Annotated in this window: 23 protein-coding genes and 3 tRNA genes; 12 read left to right on the plus strand and 14 right to left on the minus strand. The window is 72.1% G+C overall.

What is annotated here, in order from left to right:
- From KBY81_RS09910 to KBY81_RS09935, 6 genes are all read right to left on the minus strand, one after another.
- Positions 1–620, minus strand: a 620-nt coding sequence (locus KBY81_RS09910; RefSeq protein WP_254976396.1) for a LysM peptidoglycan-binding domain-containing protein, incomplete at its 3' end; no start/stop codon positions are given.
- Between the two features lie 59 nt (positions 621–679).
- Complete coding sequence (locus KBY81_RS09915) at positions 680–2,104, minus strand: aldehyde dehydrogenase family protein (RefSeq protein WP_254976397.1); 1,425 nt, start codon at positions 2,102–2,104, stop codon at positions 680–682.
- Positions 2,105–2,173: 69 nt separating this feature from the next.
- Positions 2,174–2,773: a hypothetical protein gene (locus KBY81_RS09920; protein ID WP_254976398.1), complete on the minus strand. Its 600-nt coding sequence runs from the start codon at positions 2,771–2,773 to the stop codon at positions 2,174–2,176.
- 32 nt (positions 2,774–2,805) lie between these two features.
- Positions 2,806–3,531 carry a GAP family protein gene (locus KBY81_RS09925; RefSeq protein ID WP_219904013.1) on the minus strand — a complete coding sequence of 242 codons (726 nt, stop codon included), beginning with the start codon at positions 3,529–3,531 and terminating at the stop codon, positions 2,806–2,808.
- A gap of 127 nt (positions 3,532–3,658) precedes the next feature.
- Positions 3,659–3,730: transfer RNA gene (locus tag KBY81_RS09930), tRNA-Thr, on the minus strand.
- Between the two features lie 10 nt (positions 3,731–3,740).
- Positions 3,741–3,822, minus strand: a tRNA-Tyr gene (locus KBY81_RS09935).
- A 73-nt stretch (positions 3,823–3,895) separates the two neighbouring features.
- Between KBY81_RS09935 and aroQ the strand changes: the two genes are divergently transcribed.
- Together aroQ and KBY81_RS09945 are read left to right on the plus strand one after the other, a co-directional pair.
- Positions 3,896–4,351 (plus strand): type II 3-dehydroquinate dehydratase, encoded by a 456-nt coding sequence (gene aroQ, locus KBY81_RS09940; RefSeq protein WP_254972775.1) that lies wholly within the window; start codon positions 3,896–3,898, stop codon positions 4,349–4,351.
- Positions 4,348–4,980, plus strand: coding sequence for a tRNA-(ms[2]io[6]A)-hydroxylase (locus KBY81_RS09945; protein ID WP_254972776.1), 633 nt, complete (start codon positions 4,348–4,350; stop codon positions 4,978–4,980). The genes aroQ and KBY81_RS09945 overlap by 4 nt, the downstream gene beginning before the upstream one ends.
- Positions 4,981–4,989: 9 nt before the next feature.
- Here the strand turns inward: KBY81_RS09945 and KBY81_RS09950 are convergent, their stop codons facing one another.
- On the minus strand, positions 4,990–5,556 hold the full coding sequence (locus KBY81_RS09950) for an acireductone dioxygenase (protein ID WP_254972777.1): 567 nt from the start codon (positions 5,554–5,556) through the stop codon (positions 4,990–4,992).
- A gap of 100 nt (positions 5,557–5,656) precedes the next feature.
- Here KBY81_RS09950 and cobI point away from each other — a divergent pair, with 100 nt between their 5' ends.
- On the plus strand, positions 5,657–6,367 hold the full coding sequence (gene cobI / locus KBY81_RS09955) for a precorrin-2 C(20)-methyltransferase (RefSeq protein WP_254976399.1): 711 nt from the start codon (positions 5,657–5,659) through the stop codon (positions 6,365–6,367).
- A 43-nt stretch (positions 6,368–6,410) separates the two neighbouring features.
- Positions 6,411–7,037, plus strand: coding sequence for a DUF4079 domain-containing protein (locus KBY81_RS09960; protein ID WP_181280051.1), 627 nt, complete (start codon positions 6,411–6,413; stop codon positions 7,035–7,037).
- Here KBY81_RS09960 and dusB read toward each other — a convergent pair.
- Positions 6,994–8,049 (minus strand): tRNA dihydrouridine synthase DusB, encoded by a 1,056-nt coding sequence (gene dusB / locus KBY81_RS09965; protein WP_254976400.1) that lies wholly within the window; start codon positions 8,047–8,049, stop codon positions 6,994–6,996. The two genes, KBY81_RS09960 and dusB, sit on opposite strands and share 44 nt — an antisense overlap.
- A 17-nt stretch (positions 8,050–8,066) precedes the next feature.
- On the opposite strand from dusB, the gene KBY81_RS09970 reads away from it, so the two are divergent.
- The 7 genes from KBY81_RS09970 (at position 8,067) to proC (ending at position 13,451) form a co-directional block, all read left to right on the plus strand.
- Positions 8,067–8,576, plus strand: coding sequence for a DUF1823 family protein (locus KBY81_RS09970; RefSeq protein ID WP_254976401.1), 510 nt, complete (start codon positions 8,067–8,069; stop codon positions 8,574–8,576).
- A gap of 73 nt (positions 8,577–8,649) precedes the next feature.
- Positions 8,650–10,014, plus strand: a complete 1,365-nt coding sequence (gene der, locus KBY81_RS09975) for a ribosome biogenesis GTPase Der (protein ID WP_106220244.1) — start codon at positions 8,650–8,652, stop codon at positions 10,012–10,014.
- 44 nt (positions 10,015–10,058) lie between these two features.
- Positions 10,059–11,015, plus strand: coding sequence for a CbiQ family ECF transporter T component (locus tag KBY81_RS09980; protein ID WP_254976402.1), 957 nt, complete (start codon positions 10,059–10,061; stop codon positions 11,013–11,015).
- Positions 11,016–11,037: 22 nt separating this feature from the next.
- Positions 11,038–11,304, plus strand: a complete 267-nt coding sequence (locus tag KBY81_RS09985; protein WP_015110514.1) for a PipX family protein — start codon at positions 11,038–11,040, stop codon at positions 11,302–11,304.
- On the plus strand, positions 11,304–11,990 hold the full coding sequence (locus KBY81_RS09990) for a YggS family pyridoxal phosphate-dependent enzyme (RefSeq protein ID WP_181280038.1): 687 nt from the start codon (positions 11,304–11,306) through the stop codon (positions 11,988–11,990). Before KBY81_RS09985 ends, KBY81_RS09990 begins: the two co-directional genes overlap by 1 nt.
- A 74-nt stretch (positions 11,991–12,064) precedes the next feature.
- Positions 12,065–12,634: a cell division protein SepF gene (locus tag KBY81_RS09995; RefSeq protein WP_106220246.1), complete on the plus strand. Its 570-nt coding sequence runs from the start codon at positions 12,065–12,067 to the stop codon at positions 12,632–12,634.
- A complete protein-coding gene (gene proC / locus KBY81_RS10000) occupies positions 12,621–13,451 on the plus strand; it encodes a pyrroline-5-carboxylate reductase (protein ID WP_254976403.1) in 831 nt (276 codons plus the stop codon). Before KBY81_RS09995 ends, proC begins: the two co-directional genes overlap by 14 nt.
- Before the next feature lie 33 nt (positions 13,452–13,484).
- On the opposite strand, the gene plsY is transcribed toward proC, so the two are convergent.
- Genes plsY through KBY81_RS10025 form a run of 5 tightly spaced genes read right to left on the minus strand, consistent with a single transcriptional unit; the run spans position 13,485 to position 17,737 of the window.
- Complete coding sequence (gene plsY, locus KBY81_RS10005; protein WP_254976404.1) at positions 13,485–14,120, minus strand: glycerol-3-phosphate 1-O-acyltransferase PlsY; 636 nt, start codon at positions 14,118–14,120, stop codon at positions 13,485–13,487.
- Positions 14,121–14,140: 20 nt separating this feature from the next.
- Positions 14,141–15,091 (minus strand): DUF3086 domain-containing protein, encoded by a 951-nt coding sequence (locus KBY81_RS10010; protein WP_254976405.1) that lies wholly within the window; start codon positions 15,089–15,091, stop codon positions 14,141–14,143.
- The gene (locus KBY81_RS10015; protein ID WP_254972789.1) at positions 15,088–15,555 is read right to left on the minus strand and encodes a DUF3119 family protein; all 468 of its coding nucleotides are present in this window, start codon (positions 15,553–15,555) and stop codon (positions 15,088–15,090) included. The genes KBY81_RS10010 and KBY81_RS10015 overlap by 4 nt, the downstream gene beginning before the upstream one ends.
- Positions 15,552–16,301, minus strand: a complete 750-nt coding sequence (locus KBY81_RS10020) for an ABC transporter permease (RefSeq protein ID WP_106220251.1) — start codon at positions 16,299–16,301, stop codon at positions 15,552–15,554. The genes KBY81_RS10015 and KBY81_RS10020 overlap by 4 nt, the downstream gene beginning before the upstream one ends.
- Positions 16,298–17,737: an MFS transporter gene (locus KBY81_RS10025; RefSeq protein WP_106220252.1), complete on the minus strand. Its 1,440-nt coding sequence runs from the start codon at positions 17,735–17,737 to the stop codon at positions 16,298–16,300. Before KBY81_RS10025 ends, KBY81_RS10020 begins: the two co-directional genes overlap by 4 nt.
- Positions 17,738–17,856: 119 nt before the next feature.
- On the opposite strand from KBY81_RS10025, the gene KBY81_RS10030 reads away from it, so the two are divergent.
- A tRNA-Gly gene (locus tag KBY81_RS10030) sits at positions 17,857–17,927 on the plus strand.
- Here KBY81_RS10030 and KBY81_RS10035 read toward each other — a convergent pair.
- Complete coding sequence (locus KBY81_RS10035; protein ID WP_254972981.1) at positions 17,882–20,035, minus strand: glycogen-debranching protein; 2,154 nt, start codon at positions 20,033–20,035, stop codon at positions 17,882–17,884. The two genes, KBY81_RS10030 and KBY81_RS10035, sit on opposite strands and share 46 nt — an antisense overlap.
- Positions 20,036–20,082: the final 47 nt, after the last annotated feature.

The following is a 20,082-nucleotide window of genomic DNA, read 5'->3' on the forward strand; positions in this document are numbered from 1 at the left end:
TTGCGCGCCGGCTTCGCCGCCGCCGCCGCGGGTCGGGCGGCCGGCCGGGGGGCGGGGGTGCTGGCCGGCTTCAGCCGCAGCCGGGTGCCGGATTCCACCAGGTCGGGGTCGCTGATGCGGTTGAGGGCGATCAGCTGCTTCATCGGAACGCCGTAGGCGTCGGCGATCTGGGAGAGGCTTTCGCCGCTGCGGACCACGTGCTCGGTGGCCTTGCGGTTGACCCTGGCGACCGGGGCGGCGCTGCGGGGGGAGGAGGGCACCACCAGCTTCTGGCCGGCCTCGATGTGGTCCGCCTTGCTGAGGCCGTTGAGCTGCATCAGCCGGCTGACGGTGATGCCGTGCCGCTCGGCGATCTCGGAGAGGGTTTCCCCTGGGGCCACGGTGAAGCTGCCGCCGGACGCCCGGGGTCTCGCCGCACCCCCGGGCAGCGTCAGGGTCCGGCCCGCTTCGACCAGGTCGGGATCGCTGATCCCATTCATCTTCATCAGGGTGGTCACGCTCACCCGGTGGCGGGCGGCGATGTCGGAGAGGGTCTCACCGGGCTTGACGGTCACCTGGGCAGCCAGAGCCGGCAGCGGCAACACCATGGCTAGAGCCAGGGCGATGAGGGGGCGGCGCATGGGCACTAGGGATAGCTGCTGGCACGTTAAGGTCCGCGTCCAGGCCCGCCCAGCCCCCCTCAGCCCATCAGACGACGGACCAGGCCCAGCCTGCCGGCGTAGGGGGGGAAGCGGATCGGGGGATCGGGTCGCAGCGGCCGGCAGATCACGCTGCGCTGGTGGGAGAACGTGAGGAAGCCGGCTTCCCCGTGGTAGGCCCCCATGCCGCTGGCGCCGATACCGCCGAAGGGCAGGGCGGCCATGCCCCCCTGGATCACCGTGTCGTTGACCACCAGGCTGCCCGAACCGCTGCCCGCCAGCGCCCGTTCCCGCTCGGATGCGCCGCCGCCGAACAGATAGAGGGCCAGGGGTTTCGGGTCCCGGCGCACCAGCGTCAGGGCCTCCTCCAGGTCCGCCACCGCCAGCAGGGGCAGGATCGGGGCGAACAGCTCCTCCCGGAGCAGCGGATCGTCGTCGGGATCGTCGATCGCCACCACCGTGGGCTCAATCCGCCGCCCGGCTTCGTCCCAGCGACCGCCCAGCAGCACCTGGCCCTTCTCCCGCGCCTGGGCCAGCAGCCCCTGGAGCCGCGCGAAGCGCGCCGCCCCGACCAGTTGCCCCAGATCGGGGCTGGCCAGGGGATCCTGGCCGTACAGGGCCCGGCTCTGTTCCCGGAACGCGGCCACCAGGGCCTCCCGCAACCCGGCCGCCACCAGCACATGGTTGGGGGCCAGACAGGTCTGGCCGGCGTTGAGGCAGCGCCCCCACAGCAGCCGCCGGGCGGTGATGGTCGGATCCGCATCCGCCAGCACGATCGCCGGGTTCCGGCCCCCCAGCTCCAGCGTCACGGGGGTGAGATGGCGGGCGGCGGCCGCCATCACCAGCCGTCCCACCCGCTCCCCGCCGGTGAAGAGGATGTGGTCGAAACGCTCCCGCTCCAGCAGCCGGGCGGCCACGGCCCCGTCGCCGCACACCACCTGGACCACCGTGGGCTCGAAGTGGCGGCCGAGCAGCTCCGCCAGCAGGGCCGCCGCGGCGGGGCTCAGTTCGGAGGGCTTGACCACGGCCGTGTTGCCCGCGGCCAGGGCATGGAGCAGGGGGTGGAGGCAGAGCTCGAAGGGATAGTTCCAGGCGCCGATGATCAGGACGCAGCCCAGGGGTTCGGTGCGCACCGAGCCCTGGCCGGGCCAGGCCCACAGGGGCAGGGGGCGGCGGCGGGGACGCATCCAGCCGGCCAGGTGGCGGCGGGTGTGGCGCAGCTCCTGGCGCAGGGCCGCCAACTCGAAGCCCCCTTCCATGGCGGAGCGGCCCAGGTCGCTGGCCAGGGCGTCCAGCATCGCCGGCTCCGCCGACTCCAGCAGGCGGCCCAGCCGCTGCAGCTGCTCCAGCCGCCAGGCCAGGGGCCGGGTGGTGCCCCCCTCCACCAGGGCGCGCATCGTGGCCACCGGCACCGTCAGGGGGGAGGGACTGGCGCCGGGGCTGGCGGGAGCGGCCGGTGGGGACATGGGGTGGGGCCCTTTCCGCCCAGGCTGGCAAATCCTTCCCCGCCGCGGCCCCGGCCGGACGGGTGGGCCTCAGGGGGCGCCGCAGCCGGCCTGGAACACGGCCCGCCGCAGGTTGTCGAGCCGTGGGGAGGCGGGGCCTTCGAGGTCGTAAAGCAGGGCCAGGCCCAGGCTGAGGTCGCCCCGGTCGAAGTTGCGCTGGATGGAGGCCCACCAGGCGAGCGGATCACTGGCCAGGCCATTGAGCTCCCGTTGGGCCCGCTCCATACGCTCGGCTGGATCACCCTCCAGCAGGATGATGGCGAAGTCGTCCCTGCGGACGCCCTGGGGCCGCAGCAGCAGCTGCAACTGCTGGCCCGGGCGGATCGGCGCCAGGGGCCAGGCGATCGGCCCGTCGATGGCCTCGCCCGGGAGGGCCTGCCGCTGCCAGAGCAGCTCACCGGCCCGCTCGATCCGCACCTCCTCAAGGCTTTCGGTGCTCAGGATCGTGGGGGCTCCGATCGGGACGGCGGCCACGGCCTCCCCCCGGGCATTGAGCGCCAGCCTGGGGGTCAGTACGCAGACCGTGGCGGCCAGCAGGCGAGCTCCAGGGGGCAACAGGGCCAGGGCGAGGCCGAGGCCGATCGCCAGGCAGGTCCGGCGCACGGCGGGGAGCAACGGGATGCTGACCAAGGGAATGAAATGACGCTAACGGCCGCCGGCGCTCACCCGGCCACGCTCAGCAGGTTGAGGCCGTGCAGCCCTTCGAACAGCAGGTAGGCCCCGAGCACCAGGGCGAGGACCCCCACCAGCCACTCGGCCTTGTGCTGCAGCCAGTCCTCCAGGCGCATGATCGGCTCGCGGATCGCCCCGCCGCTCACCAGCCAGGCCAGGGGCGGCAGCAGCAGCAGGGAGCTGGCCATCAGGGTGAACAGGCCCGTCACCTCCGCATCTGCGGTGAGGCCGGGATCGTTGAGCAGCAACAGGCCGGCCTCCTTGAGATAGAAGACCAGGTTCTCCGGGGTGAGCAGGGCGCTGGTGGCACCGATCAGCACCAGGGTGAAGGTGCTGAAGTCGGGCAGCTGGTTCATCAGCCGCAGGGCCATCCCCTCCTCGCCGATGTTGGCCTGGGGCGTGAGCTGGTACAGACCCAGGCCCACGAGGGCGCCGGCCCCGAGCAGGTCGATCAGCACCTGCTCCCGCTCGCCGTGGCTGAGGCTGATGGCGAAGGTTTCCCCCAGCACCATCAGCAGCACGATGGCCAGGGCGTTGGCGGCTGCCCAGCCCGCCACGTAGGCCATGGCGCGCTTCAGGGGGTCACGGCCCAGCAGCAGCAGGGTGACCACCGCGATGTGCAGAGGGCTGAAGGCGATGCCGATCCCGAACAGGGACGACTGGGTGATCAGGGCCGGAGACAGGAGCGCGGGAACGCTGAGGCAGACGGGGGACAACAGGGGCGGCAAGCAGACCGTCCGGGCGGCGGAGGTCCCGCATTCTCGGGCATGCTCCCGGTCCACCGCGAATGGAATCCCAGCGCCGCCTGAGCACCTGCGGGGAGGGGGAGGGGCTGGGGGTGAAAGCCCTTGACGAGACTTGAACTCGTGACCTCTCCCTTACCAAGGGAGTGCTCTACCGCTGAGCTACAAGGGCATGTGGAAGGTGGGCCGGGTTGGATTTGAACCAACGTAGGCAGAGCCAGCGGATTTACAGTCCGCCCCCATTAACCACTCGGGCACCGACCCGAACCACACCCTCAGAACTTACCAGCCGACCTTCCCGCCTCCTCCCTGCCCTTCCCGCCCTCTCCCCTCCCCGATGCGCCTGCTCGTGCTCCATGGCCCCAACCTCAACCTGCTCGGCCAGCGGGAGCCGGGCCTCTACGGCAGCAGCACCCTGGCGGCCATCGATGCCGCCCTGGAGCAGCAGGCAGCGGCGCTGGGGGTGAAGCTCACCTGCTTCCAGAGCAACCACGAGGGGGCCCTGGTGGACCGCATCCAGCAGGCCGGAGGGCAGGCCGGCAGCCCGGCCAGCGACGGGATCCTGATCAACGCCGCCGCCTACACCCACACCTCGGTGGCGATCCGTGATGCCCTGCTGGCGGTGGCCCTGCCCTTCGTGGAGGTGCACCTGAGCAACACCCACGCCCGCGAGCCCTTCCGCCATCGTTCCCTGCTGGCGGACCGGGCCCTGGGGGTCATCTGCGGCTTCGGCGCCACCAGCTACCGCCTCGCCCTCGAGGGCCTGGTGGCCCATCTGCGGGCCTCGGCATGAGCGGCGCCTCCCTGCCGGTGGCGGCCGAGGCCCCGGTGGCGGCGGCGGCCCGGGTGCGGTGGCTGGCGGCCCCCAGCAGCGCCGCCTGGCTGGAGCAGGCCCTGGCCCACCCGGAGCTGCTGCTGATCGACCACGCCCATTGCGAGCGCAAGGCGGCCGGCGCCGCCCTGCAGCTGATGTTCCGCTACCCGTCCGACGGGGAGCTGGCGGCCGTGCTCAGCCCCCTGGCCCGGGAGGAACTGGAGCACTTCGAGCGGGTTCAGGCCCTGCTGGAACGGCGCGGCCTCGGCCTGCGGGCCCTGGCCGCCCCGCCCTACGGCGCCGCCCTGGCCGCCCTGGTGCGCCGCGCCGAGCCCGAGCGGATGCTCGACAGCTTCCTGGTGGCGGGTCTGATCGAGGCCCGCAGCCACGAGCGGATGGCCCTGCTGGCCGCCCACAGTCCCGATCCGGAGCTACGGGACCTCTACGCCGACCTGCTGGCCAGCGAGGCGCGCCATTTCGGCCTCTACTGGGTGCTCTGCGAGCGGCGCTGGCCCCGGCCAGTGGTGACCGATCGGCTCACGGCCCTGGCCGAGAGCGAGGCGGGGATCCTGGCCTGTCTCCATCCGCAACCGCGCATGCACAGCTGAGGCGGGTGATCAGGCCGCGGCCAGGATTTCCTCCAGCAGCGGGAAGCTGGACGCGATTGGATCGCCGGTGAAGCTGGCCACCCAGCCATCGCTGTTGTCGAAGAAGCGCAGGGCGCAGAAGGACGGACGCGCCCCGGTGTCGAACCAGTGGCGGGTGCCGGCCGGCACCCCGATCCAGTCGCCCTGCTCGCACACCACCTGGAGCACCTCGCCTTCAATGTGCAGGCAGAAGAGCCCGCGGCCTTCCACGAAGAAGCGCACCTCGTCTTCGGCGTGGGTGTGCTCGGAGAGGAACTTGGCCCGCAGGGCCTCCCGGTCAGGATGGTCCGGGCCGAGCCGGATCGCATCCACGGTGCGGTAGCCCCCCTCGGCATGCACCCGGGCGATCTCGGCGGCATAGGCAGCCAGGATCGCGGCCTGGTCGGCGTCCGCCGCCAGGGAGGCCGGCGTGGCCCAGCGCTCGAAGCGCACGCCCCGGGCCCCGAGTTCCCGGGCGATCACTTCGGCGTCGCTGCTGCGCAGCAGGGGGGCGGCGTGGCCGTCGCCGGCGGCGGAACGGATCACCAGGTGGGTCATCGGGGCGCTCCAGGACGGTCTGGGGATCTGCAGCCTAGAAAGACCCGACGCTGACCTCAGCCCCATCACCGACCCTGCATCCACCGCCGGCCTCACCCTGGTGGGTGTGGGACCCGGTGATCCCGACCTGCTCACCGTGGCGGCGGTGCGGGCGATCGAAGCCGCCGCCACCATCGCCTACCCGGTCGCCCGCGAAGGGGCTGAGGGGATGGCGGCCGCCGTGGCCGGCCCCTGGATCGACCCCGGCCAGCGGCGCCTGCCCCTGGTTTTCCCGATGGTGGCGGCGGCGGAGCCACGTCGGCAGGCCTGGCAGGCCGCCGCCGACCGGCTGGAGGCCGAGGTGGCCCAGGGGCGGTCGGTGGTGCTGCTCTGCGAGGGCGACGTGTCCCTGTTCGCCAGCAGCAGCTACGTGCTGCTGGCGCTGCGGGATCGCCATCCCGCCCTGCCGGTGCGCCTGATCCCGGGCATCAGCGCCGTGGCGGCGGCCGCCGCCGCCGGGGCCTGGCCCCTGGCCCTGCAGCAGGAGGGGCTGCTGATCCGCCCCACCCCGGAGGAGCCCGGCCAGCTGGAGGACCTGCTGGCCCAGGCGGCCGCCGCTGGCTGGGTGCTGGCCCTGCTCAAGCTGGGGGGCCGCTGGCCCTGGGTGCGCCCCCTGCTGGCCGAGCGGGGTCTGCTGGCGGACGCGTTGTTCGCCCAGCGGGTGGGCTGGCCCGACCAGCGGCTCTGTCCGGCCGCCGAGGTGCCCGCCGCCGAGGTCCCCTACTTCTCCCTGCTGCTCATCCGGCAGGGGTGGCCGGCGGTGCTTCCATGACCGTTCGCGTTTTGCCCCGCCCTTGCCGATGCCTGCCACCGGGATGACCGTCACCGACTGGTTCGCCCTGCTGCACCCGGTGCTGATCATCCTGTTTGTGTACCCGGTGGTGGGCGCCACCATCCGGCTCGGAATCCTGGCGCGGGAGCGTCGCCTCGACATCAACCCCCTGCCGCCGACGGTGGGGGTGGAGCACACCGACCACGGCCGCTGGGTGACCTCGGGGGTGGTGGTGGCGGTGCTGATCGCCATGGCGGCCACCTATGCCCGGGGGGGTGCCACGGGCGACGCCGGGGCCGGGCTGGCGCTGCTGCTGGCCGGGCTGGGGTGCCTGGTGAGCTGTCTGGCCCTGTGGCGGGTGAAGGGCCCCTGGCTGCGGGCCGGTTTCGCCCTGATCTGCTGGCTGGGGCTGCTGACCCTGGGCAGCCAGCCGGCCCTGTGGCACCTGGGCCGCAGCCCCTTCGACGGGGGCGTGTGGGGGTCCCACTACTGGAGCGGCGTGATGCTCTGCGGCCTGCTGCTGTTCGCCATGGCGGCCGCCCCCGAGACCCTCCGCTCCCCCCGGATGCGGAGGCTCCACGTCTCGGCCGCCTTCCTCACCGCCCTGCTGCTGGCGGTGCAGGCCATCAGCGGCAGCCGGGACCTGCTGGGCATGGCTCTGGGTCACTGAACTCCACCTCCGCCTCCGCCCGTTGCAGCAGACCCAGGGCGCCCTCCAGGCTGGGGGCCACCATCAGGTCGCGCCGCAGCCGGGCGGCGCCGGCGAAGCCCTGGCAGGTCCAGCCCAGATGCTTGCGGGCGATCAGCAGCCCCTGATCGCCGCGGGCGGCCACCAGGGCCTCCAGGTGCTCCCGGGCCAGGGCGATGCGGGCGTGTGCGTCAGGCTCCGGCGGCAGGGGCCGGCCGGCGAGGGCCGCGGCGATGCGCCCCACCAGCCAGGGGCGCCCCAGGGTGCCCCGCCCCACCATCACCCCGTCGGCGCCAGTGATCGCCAGGCAGCGCAGGGCGTCTTCCGGGCTGGTGATGTCGCCGTTGGCGATCAGGGGAATGTCCACGGCCGCCTTCACCCGGCCGATCGCGTCCCAGTCGGCTTTGCCGGAGAACCCCTGCTCCCGGGTGCGGCCGTGCAGGGTGAGGGCGCTGGCGCCGGCGTTCTGCAGGGCGAGGGCAAAGCCCACCGGATCGGCGCTGGACCCGCACCAGCCCAGCCGGGTCTTCACCGTCACCGGCACCCGCACCGCCGCCGCCACCGCCGCCACGATCCGCAGGGCCAGATCCGGCTGGCGCAGCAGGCCGCTGCCGCCCCCCTTGCGGGCGATCTTGCGCACCGGGCAGCCCATGTTGATGTCGATCAGCCAGGCCCCGGCGGCCTCGGCCCGGCGGGCCGCCTCGGCCATGGCGTCGGGCCGGTGGTCGAACAGCTGCACCCCGACGGGGCCGGGATCCTGGTCGAGGGCCGCCATCTTGGCGACGCCGTGGCCCAGTTCCAGAGCCGTGGCATTGACCATCTCCGTGAAGAGGAGCGCATCGGGGGCCCAGCGGCGCACCAGGGCGCGGAAGATCCCGTCGCTCACCCCCGCCAGGGGCGATTGCAGCACCCGGCAGGTGAGCAGCCTGTCGGTGCCGTTGCCGTCCAGGCGGAGGGGGCCGGTGGGGCAGGGATGGGGGGCAGGACTGGGCATGCTGGGGTCACTCTCGGATGCCGAACACCGCTTTGGACGCTGCCGCCGCTCCCCCCTGGAAGCCCGATGGCGCCCCGGAACCCTTTCCCCTCAGCCGTGCCCTGCTGGAGGCGGTGCTGGACGACCGCACCAGCGATCGCTTCGTGTGCCAGCTGATCTGGCCGCTGCTGGGCTACCGCCCGGACGCCGAGGGCCGCTGGCAGGCCGGGCCCGACACCCCTCCGGCCTGGGCCGAGGCCTTCCCCGAGGCACCGGAGCTGATCGCCGAGCGGCCCGCGAGCGTGCGGCTCACCCGCTCGATCGCCCCCGAGCACAAGCAGCTGCTCAAGCAGCAGCTGGGCTTCGCCGGGTACCGCATCGGTGGCCTCTATCCCCGCCGCACCCGGCGGGCCACGGCGGTGAACTGGTTGCTGGCCAATCTGGCCGAGCGGGGCGAACCTCTGCCGGAAGCGGGCCCGCTTCCGGAGCTCCTGGATCCGCCCGAGGATCCGGTGGCCGGCCATCCCGGCGATCCCCCGGTGGGTTGAGGCGGCGGTGGGCTGGGGCGTCGGTGGCTCTGTAGGGTCTAGGTAACGCATCCGTCGTAAGGAATAAGTCAGATTGGCGCTCCCCGTCGTCGCCGTGATCGGACGCCCCAACGTGGGCAAGTCCACGCTGGTCAACCGGCTCTGCCGCAGCCGTGAGGCCATCGTCCACGACCAGCCCGGTGTGACCCGGGACCGCACCTACCAGGAGGGCTTCTGGGGTGACCGCACCTTCCGGGTGGTGGACACCGGCGGCCTGGTGTTCGATGACGACAGCGAATTCCTGCCCGAGATCCGGGAGCAGGCCAACCTGGCCCTGGCCGAGGCGTCGGTGGCGGTGGTCATCGTTGATGGCCAGCAGGGGGTCACCGCCGCCGATGAATCGATCGCCGAGTGGCTGCGGGGCCACAACGTCCCCGTGCTGCTGGGGGTGAACAAGTGCGAGTCGCCCGATCAGGGCCTGGCCATGGCGGCCGACTTCTGGGGGCTGGGCCTGGGCGAGCCCCACCCGATCTCCGCCATCCATGGCGCCGGCACGGGCGATCTGCTCGACCGGGTGATCAGCTTCCTGCCGGCCACCACCGAGAGCGATGAGGCCGAGCCGATCCAGTTGGCGATCATCGGCCGTCCCAACGTGGGCAAGTCCAGCCTGCTGAATGCCATCTGCGGCGAGAACCGGGCCATCGTCAGTCCGATCCGCGGCACCACCCGTGACACGATCGACACCACGATCGAGCGGGAGGGCCACACCTGGAAGCTGCTCGACACCGCCGGCATCCGCCGGCGCCGCAGCGTCGACTACGGCCCGGAGTACTTCGGCATCACCCGCAGCTTCAAGGCGATCGAGCGCAGCGACGTCTGCATCCTCGTGATCGATGCCCTCGATGGGGTCACCGAGCAGGACCAGCGCCTGGCGGGCCGCATCGAGGAGGACGGCCGCGCCTGTGCCGTGGTCGTCAACAAGTGGGACCTGATCGAGAAGGACAGCCACACCATGAGCGCCATGGAGAAGGAGCTGCGCGCCAAGCTCTACTTCCTTGACTGGGCGCCGATGCTGTTCACCTCCGCCGTCACCGGCCAGCGGGTGGAGAGCATCTTCGCCATCGCCGCCGTGGCGGTGGAGCAGCACCGCCGCCGGGTGAGCACCTCGGTGGTGAACGAGGTGCTGCAGGAGGCCCTGCGCTGGCGCTCCCCCCCCACCACCCGGGGCGGCCGCCAGGGCCGCCTCTACTACGGCACCCAGGTGGCGACACGCCCGCCCAGCTTCACCCTGTTCGTCAACGACCCCAAGCTGTTCGGCGACACCTACCGCCGCTACGTCGAGCGCCAGATCCGCGAGGCCCTGGGCTTCGAGGGATCGCCGGTACGGCTCTTCTGGCGCGGCAAGCAGCAGCGGGACGCCGAGAAGGAGCAGGCCCGCCACCAGAGCCGGGGCGGCTGAGGTTGATGGCGATGGCGGGGGTGATCCAGGGGGGCCTGGCCTGAATGGACTGGTTACGGCAGCTGCCGATCGGTCAGTACGTCGATGACGGCGAGGGCGGCGAGACCGGTGGCCGAGGCAGCTGGCTGAAGCGGCTCGATCCGCGGGTGAAGCTGGTGTGGACGGTGGCGTTCCTGGTGACGCCGATCCTGGCGGGGCCCCTCTGGCGGCTGGCCCTGGTGGGGCTGCTGCTGCTGATCACCGCCGTCAGCGGCCTGCCCTGGCGCCTCTGGCGGCAGAGCCTGCCGCTGCTGATCGCCCTGGCCCTGCTGGTGGGCCTGCTGGCCGCCCTGCTGCCGGCCGCAGGGAGCCCGCCGGCCAGCCTGCAGCGCCCACCGGGGGAGCTGCGGCTGGTGCCCGGTCCCCCGGGTGCCCCGTCTGCGTCGCGGGCGGGCCTCTCCTGGGAGCTGGTGCGCTGGGGCCCCGTGATGGCTGGCCCCGTTGAGCTGGGCCCCCTGGTGGTCACCCGCCGCTCCGCCGAACTCGGCATCAACGGCGCCACCCTGCTGTTCACCGTCATCCACAGCGCCAACCTGCTGCTGCTGTCCACCCCCCCAGAGGAGCTAGTCTGGGCCATCGCCTGGTGGCTGGGCCCCCTGCGGATCCTGGGCTGGCCCGTGGAACGCCTGGGCTTCACCCTGCTGCTGTCCCTGCGCTTCCTGCCCCTGGTGCAGGAGGAGCTCCAGAACCTGCTGCGCTCCATCGCCACCCGGGCGGTGAATCTGCGTCGCCTGGGCTGGAAGGCCAGTCTCGGCCTGGTGCTGGCGGTGGGGGAGCGGCTGCTGGCCAACGTGCTGCTGCGTTCCGAGCAGGGGGCTGAGGCCCTGATGGCGCGCGGCGGCATGTGGCTTCCCCCCGACCGCCTGCACCAGCCGGCCGCCACCCCCTCCGGCGCGAGCCTGGCGGCGGTGCTGGCCCTGGCGGCCCTGCTGGCGGTGCGCTGGAAAGTCGGTGCCCTTTAATGGCCGCAGCCTGCAGGGAGTCGTGAGCACGGAGCGCTATCTGAACCACCCGACCTTCGGGATGCTCTATCGGGTAGCGCCGGTGGCCGAGAGCCGCGATCTGTATGCCACGCTCTACGCCCAGCGGATCTTCTTTCTGGTCACCCTCCAGGAGCGGGGTGCCCATTTCGAGGTGATTCCCCTGATGGACGCCCGCCACTTCGCCGAGCAGAACCTGGCCCGCTGCCGCCGCGAAGGGCCGGAGGCCCAAGCCCGCTGGCGTCAGCTCTTCGACCAGACCTTCATCTGATGGCGGCGGCGTCGCCCGGGGCGGCGGAGGCGTTCGGTTCCACCCTGGCGGAGCGGCTGGGGACATTGCAGGCGGCGTTGCCACCCTCCACCCGCCTGCTGGCGGTGTCCAAGGGCCATCCGGCGGACCTGGTGCGCCAGGCCGCGGCTCTCGGCCAGCGGAGCTTCGGGGAGAGCCGGCTGCAGGAGGCCATCGCCAAGCAGGAGGCCCTGGCCGACCTGCCGGACCTCGACTGGCACTTCATCGGCCGGCTCCAGGCCAACAAGGCGCGGGCCGTGCTGCGCCGCTTCGGCACCATCCATTCCGTCGACAGCCTGGCCCTGGCCGGGCGGCTGCAGCGCATCGCCGCCGAAGAGGCCCTGGCCCCGGGGATCCTGCTGCAGGTCAAGTTCCGCCCCGACCCTGCCAAGACCGGCTTCGAGCCGGACGAGGTGCGGGCCCTGGGGGTCGACCTGGGACGGCTGGCGCCCCTGCGCTGCCTCGGTCTGATGACCATCGCCCCCCTGGGCCTCACCCCCGGGGAGCGGCTGGAGCTGTTCCGGGAGTGCCGTGCCCTGGCCGATGCCCTGGGGCTGCCGGACTGTTCGATGGGGATGAGCGGCGACTGGCGCGAAGCGGTGGCGGCCGGCAGCACCTGGGTGCGCCTGGGCAGTGTTCTGTTCGGAAGTCGCCCAATCCAGCCATGAAAGGGCGTTGGGATCTTGCCGGCTCGGATGTGGGACGCTATTCAAGGCCAAGCATCCTTCCCGAGGTCGACTCCGTGTCGTTGTTCTCCCGCCTGCGTGCCGTCGTCTCCGGTGACGACTATCTCGATGGCGACTTCGACGACGAACTCGACTACGACCCCGGCGACACCACCACCGCCTCGAGCACCTCGACGGCCGGCAGAAACACCGGAGCCCTGGCTCTGAGCACCGATTTCTCCAGCGATGATCCCTTCGCCGGGACCAACGTCATCGGCATGCCCGGCATCACCAGCGCCGTGGCCGAGGTGTGCCTGATGGAGCCGCGCAGCTTCGACGAGATGCCCCGGGCAATTCAGGCCCTCCGGGAGCGCAAGACCGTCATCCTCAACCTCACGATGATGGAGCCGGACCAGGCGCAGCGGGCCGTGGATTTCGTCGCCGGCGGCACCTTCGCCATCGACGGCCACCAGGAACGGGTGGGCGAGAGCATCTTCCTGTTCGCCCCCAGCTGCGTCACCGTCACCACCGCCGGCGGTGAGGAAGCCGCCTCGCCCACGGTGGTCTCCGGGCGCACCGGCCCGGTCGACGACCAGCAGGAGGCCGCCCCCAGCCCCGCCTGGGGCCGTTCGGATGCCATGGTCTGACACCCTCGGGGTGGTGGGCCTGGGCCGCATGGCCCGGGCCCTGCTGCTGCCGCTTCTCGATGCCGGCCTGCTTGAACGCTCTGCCGTCCGGGCGGCGGTGGCCAGCGAGGCTTCCGCCCGGCGGCTGGCCGGCGAACTCGGGGTTCAGGTGTCCACCGACCCCGCCCAGGCCTGGGCCGCGCCGGTGGTGCTGCTGGCGGTGAAACCCCAGCAGATCGAAGCGGTGGCCCCCGCGGCGGCCGCAGCCCTGCCAGAGGCCCTGGCGGCGGCACCCTCCGGTGGCGAGCCGCTGCTGATCTCCGTGCTGGCGGGGGTGACCCTGGCGCGGCTCCAGGCCCTGTTCCCGGGACGGGCCTGTGTGCGCGCCGTGCCCAACACCCCCGCCCTGGTGCGGTCCGGACTCACGGGCCTGAGCTGGGGAGAGGGCGTCGGCGAGGACCGGCGCGAGCAGGTGCGTCGCCTGTTTGCCCAGGTGGGGGAGGTGCTGGATCTGCCGGAGCCCCAGCTCGATCCCTTCCTGGCCCTCACCTCCTCCGGTCCCGCCTTCCTGGCCCTGGTGGCCGAATCGATGGCCGACGGGGCGGTGGCGGGGGGGCTGCCCCGACCGCTGGCCATGCACCTGGCCCACCGCACCATGGCGGGCACGGCGGCGCTGCTGCAGGGGCAGGAGCTCCACCCCGGCCAGCTCAAGGACATGGTGACCAGCCCCGCCGGCACCACCGCCGCCGGGCTGCGGCAACTGGAGCGGGCCGGCCTGCGCTCGGCCCTGATCGAGGCCGTGCTGGCCGCGGCGGAGCGCAGCCGCCAGCTGGGGTGACTCCCACCGGTTCGCCTCGCGTCCCGGTTCCCTTCAGCTGCGATCGGCCCCGAGGCGCGGTTCGGTGCCGGCCATCAGCCGCTGCAGGTTGCTGCGGTGCCGCCAGAGCACCAGCGCCGTGGTGAGCAGGGCCAGGCTCAGGTAGGCCGGCCGCAGCCCGTCGGCGCCGAAGGAGCCCAGCATCAGCAGGGGCAGCGACAGGGCCGCCACCACGCTGGAGAGCGACACGATGCGGCTGACACTCAGGGTGGTGAGGAAGATGCCGAAGCAGGCCAGGCCCACGGGCCAGGTGAGGCCCAGCAGCATCCCCAGGCCGGTGGCGACGGCCTTGCCCCCTTTCCAGCCCAGCCAGAGCGGCCAGATGTGGCCGGCCAGGGCCGCCAGGCCCGCCGCCACCACCCACCAGTCGCTCACGGCGCTGAAGCCGAGGGGCTGGAGCACCGCCTTGGCCAGCAGCACGGCGGCCGTTCCCTTGAGCACGTCGAGCAGGAACACCACCAGGGCCGGCCCCTTGCCCAGCACCCGCAGCACGTTGGTGGCGCCGGTGGAGCCGGAGCCTTCCTGGCGCAGGTCGACGCCGGCGAGCCAGTGGCCCGCCAGCCAGCCGAAGGGAATGGAGCCCAGCAGGTAGCCCGCCGGCAGCACGAGCAGATCGGGGAGGAAGGCCATGGCAGGAGAGGGCTGGAGGGTCAGTAGAGATCGGCTTCGGCGTCGATCTCCCCGGGGCCGGCGGCGAAGGCCAGCCAGAGGGGGAACTGCAGGATCGGAATCTCGATCACCTGCTCGGCCGCGTCGATCACGATGAAGGGCAGCTCCCCCCGCTCCTCGAGTCGGTCGGCCCGCTCGATCAGGGCATCGGGGCGCTCGAACAGCACGATGCCGCTGGCGGGGCCGAAATCGTCGCGGCTCAGCCCCAGGCAGTCCTGCAGCCCCCGTCGCCATTCCCCGAGACGCTCCGGCTGGCTGGCCAGCACCAGGGTCTGGAAGCGCTCGCCGTAGAGCTCCCCCAGGATCGCGATCGCCGCCGCCGCCGCCAGGGCATTGCGGCTGCGGCTGCCGCCGCTGGGCTGGGCGCCCCGGCCGCCCTGGGAGAGGAACCAGTCCTCCAGCCGGGTGGCGGCGGTGCCCTCCAGGGTCCGGCGCAGTTTCCAGGGATCGGCGTAGAAATCGGGCTGGCCGCCGAACTGCTCCAGCCGCTCCCGGATCAGGTCCGCATCGTCGCTGAACAGGCCCGCGGCGGCCGGGGCCGTGGTGACGGGCGCAGCCCCGCCGGCCTCGGTTCCGGTCGTTGCCTGGTCGAGGGGGGAGGGCTGCACCACCAGCGGCTGCACCACCAGCTCGATCTGCTCGGCGGCGGCGGCCAGATCCTGCAGGGCCCCCACCAGGTAGTCCTGGAAGCCCTTGAGACGCCGGGCGATCGCATCCGACTGGCCGGCGAAGCTGCCGGCGATCTCCTGGCGGATCTGCTCCCGGCGGCTCTCCAGTTCGCCGATCTCCCCCAGGAGTGCGGCACGCCGGTCCCGCAGGTCCGTCAGGGCCAGCTCCATCAGCCCAGCGGTGTCAGGGGCACCAGGGGCCGCGGTGGTCCCGGGGGCGGGCTCCGGCGGGGTGAGGGCGGGCGGTTCGGGTTGGTCGCTCATGGCAGGCGGGGAGGCAAGGCGGCGGGGGGCTCAGGGGAAGGGGCAGGCGGCAGGCGCCGCTCCAGCTCCTCCCGCAGGGCCGTGGCGTCGAACAGCATCGGCAGCAGGTGAACGCTCTTCTCCTCCCGGAAATAGAACAGCACCGGAAAGGCCGGCCACCAGACCCGCCAGCCGATCCAGGCGTCGTAGGGGAAGCGTCGGATCACGGTCTCGCCGCGGGACACCAGCAGGGCGTCGGCCGCGAAGCGCAGCCGCAGCAGGGCCGTCTGCAGCAGCAGGAACAACCCCATGAGCCCCATGGCCAGGGCCGGCCAGAGCGCGGGGCTCCACAGGGGCCGCAGCTCAACGGTGGCGACCGCCAGACCCAGCAGCCCGAGCGGCACCCAGGCCCGGGGGCGGAGGACCACCGCGTCCGTGCCGGCGGCGCCGTCGCCGGCTGGAGGGGGGGAGGGGGCGGAGGTCATTGGCCGAAAAGCAACTGGGTGAGCAGCACGTCCACCAGGGCAACGCTGACAAGAATCATGACCACCGCGCCGGTGGTGCTGGCCCCCACCTCCTTGGGCCCCCCCCGGGTGGTGAGCCCCCAGCCGCAGGCGATCACAGCGATCATCAGGCCGAACACCACGGCCTTGAGCAGCATCGAGGGCAGGTCGTCGGGTTCCATCCAGACCCGCACCGAGTTCCAGAAGACGCTCGGAGGAATGCTGTACAAGAGGGTGCTGCTCACCTGGCCCGACCAGATCGCCATCCAGAAGAACAGCAGGCACTGCACCGGCGCCATCACCACCATGGCCAGCACCCGCGGCACCACCAGGTACTCCACCGGGTCGGTGCGCAGCATCGTGATGGCGTCGATCTGCTCGGTCACCTTCATGGTGCCCAGCTGGGCGGCATAGGCGGTGGCCACCTTGCCGGTGAGCAGGGTCGCCGTGAGCAGGGGGGCGATCTCCCGCGAGAGGCCCAGGGCCAGCAGCCCGCCCACGGCGGCGCTGGCCCCCTGTTTGGAGAGCTCGGCCGCCACCTGGATGTTGAACACGGTGCCGGCTGCCAGGGCGGTGATCAGCACGATCAGGAAGCTGCCCGGCCCGGCCTCCAGCAGTTCCTGCACCAGGTCGACCATGCCGATGCGGCCACGGGCGATGGCACTCACCGCCTGACCGCCGATCATCAGGCTGGCTCCCAGCCGCTGCAGCCAGCGGGGCGGCTTCATGGCGCGGAGGCCGTCAGGGTCTCCGGCTCGGGGCCCCGCTCCGGCCAGCGCCGCATCACCACCAGGCCCAGCACCACCAGCAGCGCCGGGATCAGGCCCATGCACATCCGGATCGCCAGCAGGGCGCTGTCCGGCTGCAGGATGCCCTTGGCCGCCTGGTAGCCGCTCAGGCTCATCAGGTTGCCGAAGAAGAACAGGGCCAGGCTGATGCAGATCTTCTGGGTGAACACCATCCAGGCGCTGTAGAGCCCGGCGGGCTTCTCCGGATCGGCATCGATGGCGTCCGGCAGCAGCGCCCAGGGGATCAGGTAGGCGGTGGAGGCCCCCAGTCCGACGATCAGGATCGTCACCACCAGGGCGGTGAGACGCACCAGGTTGGTGGTGGAGGCGGTGGGGCCCATGGCGGCATCAAGGGGCACCAGCAGCATCGCCATCACACAGGCGGCGATCCAGAGGGCGGTGCCCCAGTGCAGGGCGGTGAGGCGACCACGCTGACGCGCGACGGCGGTCCAGAGCTGGAGCCCCACCAGGGTGCTGATCTGGAAGGGCAGCAGGATCCAGTTGCTCCAGCCCTCCGGCAGCCGCATCACCACCGGCAGGAAGATCAGCGCCGCCGTCTGCATGATCTGCAGAGCGCACCAGAGCAGCAGGTAGAGCCCCAGCACCATCTGGAAGCGTCCGTTGCTGCCCACCCTGGCCAGGAGCCTCCGGGTGGTGCCCCGCTGGCTGGTGGGCCGCTGGCAGTTCCGCGCCGCCGGGGCGATGCCCCAGCCGCAGAGCAGGGTGGAGCAGGTGATCAGCACCCCTGAGAAGATCCCCACCTGCAGGTAGCTGTCGGGGTTCTGGTGATCCTTCAGCAGCACGCCCCCCAGGACGATCCCCACCAGGCCGGCGATGATCGAGCCGGTGAAGCGGGCGCTGTTGAGGCGGGTGCGCAGGTTGACGCTGGTGGTGAGCTCCGCCGCCAGGGCGGAGTAGGGAAGGTTGACGCAGGTGTAAAGGGTGTTGGCCACCATCGAGATGGCCACGAACACCGCGAACCGGACCCAGAGCCCCCCCGGCGGCAGCCACCACATCAGGGCCATGGCGAAGCCGAGCGGAACGGCGCTGCCCAGGATCCAGGGCAGCCGGGGCCCCCAGGCGGAGCGGGTCTTGTCGCTGAGCCAGCCCACGATCGGGTCGTTAATGGCATCCCAGAGCCGGGCCGTCATCAGCACCAGCCCGGCCATCCAGGCCGGCAGCCCCGCCGCCGAGGTGTAGAAGATGAAGAGATAGAAGCCGATCAGGGAGGCGGCCATGCCGGTGCCGGCGTCCCCCATGCCGTAGGCCAGGAGCACCCGGCGGCGCTCACCGGCGGGAAGGTCCGCCGTGTCCACCACACCCGACGGCAGGTGCGGCGCTGCCGGTGGCTGGATGGACGGCGTGGGGGTGGTCAAACCTGGAGGGGCTCCGGTGGTGGTCGTCGGGTTTTGGCCGTCCGGTGCAGGTCATAATGCTGCAGCCGGTTTCGGGGAACCCGTTCCGAAGAACCGGTCGCCAGTACCCCTGTACTGCTGCGGGCGTAGTTTAGTGGTAAAACCTCAGCCTTCCAAGCTGATGATGCGGGTTCGATTCCCGCCGCCCGCTTGCTCCTCCGCCGGAGCCGCCACCGCCCCCTCCCCAGGCTCCTCGAGCAGCGGAGTCGCCACCAGCAGCATCAGGCTGCGGCTCTCCAGGGGCGCCGTCGGCAGCAGCCAGGCATCGGCTTTCGCCGGCAGGTCATGGTCCCCCGGGATGGCCGTGTCGATGACCCGCCGCCAGCCGGCGGCCTGGGCCGGCAGCTGGAACTGCATCGGCTGGTAGTAGGCGTTCATGCCGCACCACAGCAGGGGGCCGAGGCTGGCGTCATGCAGGCTCCAGGCCAGGCAGTGGGACCAGCTGGCCCAGTCGGGCTTGCCCAGCTCAAGGCCGTGCCACTCCCGCCAGAGGGGCAGGCTGCCGGCGCCCCGGGACGGGCCGGCAGGGGCCGGGGCCAGGGGCAGCTCCTGGTTGAGCAGGGGGGCGAGCCGCTGGCGCAGCTGGATCAGGCGCCGCAGGAAGCGGCGCAGGGCCATGTCGCCGGGGTCCGGCTGCCAGTGCATCCACCCCAGCGGGTTGTTCTGGCACCAGGTGTTGTTGTTGCCGCCCTGGCTGCGGCGCACCTCATCGCCCATCAGCAGCATCGGCACCCCGGGAGCCAGCAGCAGGGTGGCCAGCAGGTTGCGCAGCTGCCGGTCCCGCAGGCCGTTGACGCCGGCATCGCTGCAGGGGCCCTCGACGCCGTGGTTCCAGCTGTTGTTGTGGTTGTCGCCGTCACGGTCGTTCTCGCCGTTGGCCAGGTTGTGCTTGCGGTCGAAGCTGACCAGGTCCGCCAGGGTGAAGCCGTCGTGGGCGGTGAGGAAGTTGATCGTGCGCCCCACCGGAGAGGGCTGGCCGTTGAACAGATCCGGATTGCCTGACAGGCGCTGACTCAGGTTCCAGGTGGTGCGGTCGTCCCCCTTCCAGAAGCGGCGCACGTCGTCGCGGAAGCGGCCGTTCCAGCTGGCCACCCGCCGGGCCGGGAAGTCAGCCAGCCGGTAGAGGCCGCCGCAGTCCCAGGGTTCACTCACCACCTTCAGGTCGCTGAGATCCGGATCCGCCTCCATCTCCTCGAACAGGGGAGGCGCATCGAGGGGGGCCAGGCCCTCCCCCCGGGTCAGGGCGATGCCGAGGTCGAAGCGGAAGCCATCGATGCCCAGCTCCGTGCTCCAGCAGCGCAGGGACTCCAGGATCAGGCGCCGCACCAGGGGGCGGTTGGCGGCGATGGTGTTGCCGCAGCCGCTGACGTCGAGGTAGTCGCCCCGGGCGGTCTGGTGGTAGTAGAGGGCGTCGCCGAACCCCCGCCAGCTCAGGGTGGGCCCCTCCTGGTTGCCCTCGCTGGTGTGGTTGTAGACCACATCCAGGAGCACCTCCAGGCCGGCCTGGTGGCAGGCGGTGACCAGCTGGCGCACCTCGTGGCGCCCCTGCAGCGGGTCACCGTCGACCAGGTAGGCCGGATGGGGCGCCATCCAGCTCACGGGGCTGTAGCCCCAGTGGTTGAACCGCCCGGCGGGGGCGTCCTGGGGGTCGAAGGCCATCACCGGCAGCAGCTCGATCGCCGTCACCCCCATCGCCTGCAGGTAGGGAAGGGTGTCGATCAGCCCCAGGAGGGTCCCCTGGCGTTCCGCCGCCACCGGGCAGCCCGCCCCGCGGGTGAAGCCGCCCACGTGCAGCTCGTAGATGACGCTCTTCTGCCAGGAATGGCGGGGCCGGGGGGCGGCGTCGAAGTCGAAGCGGTCCCGCTCGGTGACCACCCCCTTGAGGCAGGCGAAGGCGTTGGGGACGGCGCCGACGGCGGCGCCCCGCTGGTAGACGTCCCACCCGGTGATCGCCCTGGCGCAGGGATCGAGCAGCACCTTGGAGGGATTGAAGCCATGGCTGCCGGGCTGGATCGGGCCGAACACCCGGTAGCCGTAACAGCAGCCCATGCCGAGGCCTTCCACCTCCACGTGCCAGTGCTCACCGGAGCGGTGGCCGGGGTCGAGTTCGATCACCTCCAGGGGCTCCCGGGCGGAGCCGTCCGCGAAGATCAGCAGCTCGATGCGGGTGGCCAGGGGGGCCACCACGGAGAAATTGACGCCCCGGCGGGTGACGGAGGCCCCCAGTGGCCAGGGATGTCCGATCCGGGTCGCCGACAAATCACTGGCCTGGGTTGCGACCAGGCTACGCCGGGCCTCCGGAAGCT

It is taken from the genome of Cyanobium sp. Lug-B, assembly GCF_024345635.1.
GTDB classification, from domain to species: domain Bacteria; phylum Cyanobacteriota; class Cyanobacteriia; order PCC-6307; family Cyanobiaceae; genus Cyanobium; species Cyanobium minutissimum.

Coding starts and splice junctions, on each gene's coding strand:
- KBY81_RS09990 (WP_181280038.1), top strand. CDS start 11,304: ATGGCGGCGGCGTCGCCCGGGGCGGCGGAGGCGTTCGGTTCCACCCTG.
- KBY81_RS10015 (WP_254972789.1), bottom strand. CDS start 15,555: ATGACCTCCGCCCCCTCCCCCCCTCCAGCCGGCGACGGCGCCGCCGGC.
- dusB (WP_254976400.1), bottom strand. CDS start 8,049: ATGCCCAGTCCTGCCCCCCATCCCTGCCCCACCGGCCCCCTCCGCCTG.
- KBY81_RS10020 (WP_106220251.1), bottom strand. CDS start 16,301: ATGAAGCCGCCCCGCTGGCTGCAGCGGCTGGGAGCCAGCCTGATGATC.
- aroQ (WP_254972775.1), top strand. CDS start 3,896: ATGCGCCTGCTCGTGCTCCATGGCCCCAACCTCAACCTGCTCGGCCAG.
- KBY81_RS09980 (WP_254976402.1), top strand. CDS start 10,059: ATGGACTGGTTACGGCAGCTGCCGATCGGTCAGTACGTCGATGACGGC.
- proC (WP_254976403.1), top strand. CDS start 12,621: ATGCCATGGTCTGACACCCTCGGGGTGGTGGGCCTGGGCCGCATGGCC.
- KBY81_RS09960 (WP_181280051.1), top strand. CDS start 6,411: ATGACCGTCACCGACTGGTTCGCCCTGCTGCACCCGGTGCTGATCATC.
- KBY81_RS09915 (WP_254976397.1), bottom strand. CDS start 2,104: ATGTCCCCACCGGCCGCTCCCGCCAGCCCCGGCGCCAGTCCCTCCCCC.
- KBY81_RS10010 (WP_254976405.1), bottom strand. CDS start 15,091: ATGAGCGACCAACCCGAACCGCCCGCCCTCACCCCGCCGGAGCCCGCC.
- KBY81_RS09950 (WP_254972777.1), bottom strand. CDS start 5,556: ATGACCCACCTGGTGATCCGTTCCGCCGCCGGCGACGGCCACGCCGCC.
- KBY81_RS09970 (WP_254976401.1), top strand. CDS start 8,067: ATGCCGAACACCGCTTTGGACGCTGCCGCCGCTCCCCCCTGGAAGCCC.
- plsY (WP_254976404.1), bottom strand. CDS start 14,120: ATGGCCTTCCTCCCCGATCTGCTCGTGCTGCCGGCGGGCTACCTGCTG.
- KBY81_RS09945 (WP_254972776.1), top strand. CDS start 4,348: ATGAGCGGCGCCTCCCTGCCGGTGGCGGCCGAGGCCCCGGTGGCGGCG.